This window comes from Sulfuricaulis sp. (genome assembly GCF_049587675.1).
Lineage (GTDB): Bacteria > Pseudomonadota > Gammaproteobacteria > Acidiferrobacterales > Sulfurifustaceae > Sulfuricaulis.
The window spans coordinates 1-3,721 of sequence record NZ_JBAVEJ010000295.1 but is presented as its reverse complement, the minus strand read 5'-3'; the positions used below and the strand labels follow the sequence as shown (position 1 = coordinate 3,721).

The 3,721-nt window shown below is 58.2% G+C and carries 3 protein-coding genes; 2 read left to right on the top strand and 1 reads right to left on the bottom strand.

The genetic code is table 11. The features are described from left to right. On the bottom strand, nucleotides 1-241 hold a 241-nt coding region (locus WB402_RS14965; protein WP_424209253.1), incomplete at its 3' end, for a DUF433 domain-containing protein. A 573-nt stretch (nucleotides 242-814) separates the two neighbouring features. On the opposite strand from WB402_RS14965, the gene WB402_RS14960 reads away from it, so the two are divergent. Together WB402_RS14960 and mgtA are read left to right on the top strand one after the other, a co-directional pair. After that, a complete protein-coding gene (locus tag WB402_RS14960) occupies nucleotides 815-1,114 on the top strand; it encodes a hypothetical protein (RefSeq protein ID WP_424209251.1) in 300 nt (99 codons plus the stop codon). A 15-nt stretch (nucleotides 1,115-1,129) separates the two neighbouring features. After that, on the top strand, nucleotides 1,130-3,703 hold the full coding sequence (gene mgtA / locus WB402_RS14955; RefSeq protein WP_424209249.1) for a magnesium-translocating P-type ATPase: 2,574 nt from the start codon (nucleotides 1,130-1,132) through the stop codon (nucleotides 3,701-3,703). The last annotated feature ends 18 nt before the right edge of the window (nucleotides 3,704-3,721 follow it).

Sequence of the window (3,721 nt, the reverse complement as noted above, 5' to 3'; positions counted from 1 at the left end):
CGGTTTTTGTCGGTGGTTCGATGATGATTGTCTCTTCGTGGGCCAACGTATCCGCGGCATAGGCCATGGCCGCCCGGACATCGTCGCGCGTCAAGTCGGGGTATGCATCAAGAAGGTCCGCTTCGGTCGCGCCTTCGCCGAGCTTGCGCAAAATAAGTTCCACCGGAATCCGCGTGCCGCGAATCACCGGTTTGCCGAGCATTATCTTTGGATTCACTTCAATCCGATCCGTTACGTTCATAAAGACCTCCAACACCGATGTTAGCGGTAAAGCGGCTGACTTTCCATGCTATGGAATACGAGGACAGGATTTTCCGGGACGATGTTAAAGAATTCAGTCATGCATTAACCGATAAATTCAGCTTTAGCCGTCAAGGTCATGCTCCTCGTCCGGCAACGGCGGGCATCAGCGTTCGCGGTTCCAGCACAGTAGCAGTCCGGCGCAACCTGCGGGAAAAGCCAACAGCCGGAAGCGCCCGGGGGCGGAGTTGGTTGGGTCGGCTTAGAAAATCGAGCCTGGCCCTTTTCTTGGGATTTGAACATCAAAAGCCGCCCTCTGGGCGGCTTTTCTCTATAGCTTGTCATGTCCGTGTAGGCGTGCATCTAGGTTTTACACATCATCCCCGCACCAGCGGGGATTCCTTATTCCTGTTTACTTCATCCGCGAAGGCAGTGTGATCGTTCTGCCGTCGACGACGAAGCAGCCCTTGCCAAGGTGATGCTCGGTTATACTTTCTTGAGGAAACAAGTTTTAAAGACCAAGCCTGTGTCGAGGCATATACTGAGCCGGATAATAACGTCTACGGAGAACGACATGCTTCGAAGCTCGATACTCGCTGTGCTGTTCGTCTTGTTCGGAAATCTCCCTGATGCCGACGCAGAGCCAACGCACGACCCGACACGCGGTGAGTTGTTGTACACAACGCATTGCATCGCCTGCCACAACGCCCAGGTTCATTGGCGGGACAAGAAACTCGTCACTGACTGGAAAAGTCTGCAGTCAGAAGTACGCCGCTGGCAGAAATTCTCAGGGCTTGTGTGGGGTGATGACGACATTATGAAGGTTGCACGATACCTGAATACTCTCTACTACCACTATCCCACGCCGGACTGACCGGAGAAGAGTGAAATGCCGATAGATTCGACGCCCAAGCCTTGGTGGCTTGAGCCGTTGTCGGCAGGGACGGCTGACCTTGCTACTGTGGCCACGGGCTTGTCAGGTGCAGAGGCCAAAGCACGGCTAGCCAAATACGGCCCCAACCGGTTCCGCGAACGGAAGAAAAAATCGCTGCTGCTACAGTACCTCACCCGCTTCAAGAATCCGCTGGTCATTATCCTCCTCGTCGCCAGTGCAGTATCAGCGTTTACAGGAGAGGTCACCAATTTTGTCATCATCAGTTGCATGGTAATCCTGAGCGTCACCCTGGATTTTGTCCAGGAGTATCGCGCCAACGCGGCCGCGGAAAAGTTGCGCCAATCGGTTTCCGTAAGAGCCATCGTGATGCGCGATGGCCAGCCCCTGGAGGTCGCGGTGACCCGGGTCGTGCCCGGCGACGTCGTGCTGCTTTCGGCCGGCGATCTGATTCCGGCAGACGGAAGAGTGCTCGAAGCGGACGATTTCTTCGTCAAGCAGGCGCTGCTGACAGGTGAGTCCTATCCGGTGGAAAAGCGACCGGGCACGCTACCCGATACCGCTACCGATCTGCAGGAGGCAACCAACGCAGTGTTCATGGGCACCTCGGTCATCAGCGGCAGTGCCCGAATGCTCGTGGTCAAGACTGGAACCGTCACCGCGATAGGAGAAATCGCCGACAGCGTTTCCCGCCCGTCGGCACCGACGTCATTCGAGATCGGCACCCGCCGCTTCGGCATGCTGATCATGCGGGTGACGGTGTTGATGGTGATGTTCGTCCTGCTCGTGAATACGCTGTTCCATAAACCCTGGCTGGAGACCTTCCTGTTCGCCGTAGCGCTCGCTGTCGGCCTGACGCCGGAGCTGTTGCCGATGGTGGTTTCGGTGACGCTGTCGCGCGGTGCACTGCGCATGGCGAAGAAACACATGATCGTCAAGCAACTGGCCGCCATTCAGAACCTGGGTTCGATGGATGTCCTGTGCACGGACAAGACCGGCACGCTGACCGAGGCGATAATCCGCCTGGAACGGCATGTGGATGCGGTTGGCCGGCCCAGCGAGCGGGTACTGGAACTGGCCTATCTCAACAGCTTCTTTGAGACCGGCTTGAAGAGCCCGCTTGACGAAGCCATCCTCAACCACCAGCACATTGAGGTAGGCAGCTGGAAAAAGATCGACGAGGTTCCCTTCGACTTCGAGCGTCGTCGCGTCTCCGTGCTGCTGGATAATGGCGAGACGCGCTGGCTGGTGGTGAAAGGCGCGGCCGACGAGATCGTGGGGCTCTGCACGCATTACGAAGCGGAAGGTGCCGAGCTCGAGCGGCCCGTAGACGAAGCGGCCCTGGCAGGCATTCACGGCCAGCACCACGCGTTGGAAGAAGAAGGCTTCCGTGTGCTGGGCATCGCCTGGCGCCAGGTGCCGCTGGACCACCCCCATGCCGTTGTGAGTGACGAAACTGAACTGGTGCTTGCCGGTTTTGCCGCCTTCCTCGACCCTCCCAAGGAGAGCGCCGCCTCCGCGCTCGCCGCGCTCAAGAAGGCCGGCGTCGAGATCAAGATCGTTACCGGTGACAGTGACCTGGTCACCCGGCATGTCTGCGCCCAACTGAAGATTCCGGTCACGGGGCTTCTGACTGGCAAGGAGATCGCGCAGATGGACGAGCACGCACTGCGCGCCCGGGCGGAAACGGCGAACCTGTTCTGCCGAGTCAATCCGTCGCAGAAGAACCGCGTGATCCTGGCACTCAAGGCCCGTGGCCACGTGGTCGGCTATCTGGGCGATGGCATCAACGACGCGCCGTCCTTGCACTCGGCGGACGTCGGTCTGTCGGTGGATTCGGCCGTGGACGTGGCCAAGGAGGCGGCCGACATGATCCTCCTGAAACATGACCTGCATGTGCTTCACGCAGGCGTTCTGGAGGGACGACGTACCTTTGGCAACATCATGAAGTACATCATGATGGGGACCAGCTCAAACTTCGGCAACATGTTCAGCATGGCCGGCGCCTCGCTGTTCTTGCCGTTTCTGCCGATGCTGCCGACGCAGATCCTGCTCAACAACATTCTCTACGACATATCGGAAGTGCCAATTCCACTCGACAAGGTGGATGCCGGGGAAATTCTCGCCCCCCGTGTACTGGACTTGAATTTCATCCGCAACTTCATGCTGGTGATTGGGCCGATCAGCTCCGTGTTCGACTTTCTGACCTTCTACATCATGCTGGCCGTCTTGCAGGCGGATGAGAAACTGTTTCAGACCGGGTGGTTCGTCGAGTCGCTATGCACCCAGGTGCTGGTGATTTTCATTATCCGTACCCGTGGCAATCCCCTGAAAAGCCGCGCCCATCCTCTGCTGACGGCAACGTCGCTGGCGGTTGTGACCATCGCAGTGCTGTTGCCGTTTACGCCGATAGGAACGTATTTCGGATTTGTACCACCGCCCGCCCGTTTCTATTTCATTCTCGGGGCCATGGTGCTTGTCTATCTCTTCGTTGTCGAACTGGCCAAACAGGGCTTCTACCGATGGTCAGCGGCGGGAAGGCCGCCGCGCAGATCTGTCACCCGGGCTTAGTCCGCCAGCCTCTACAGG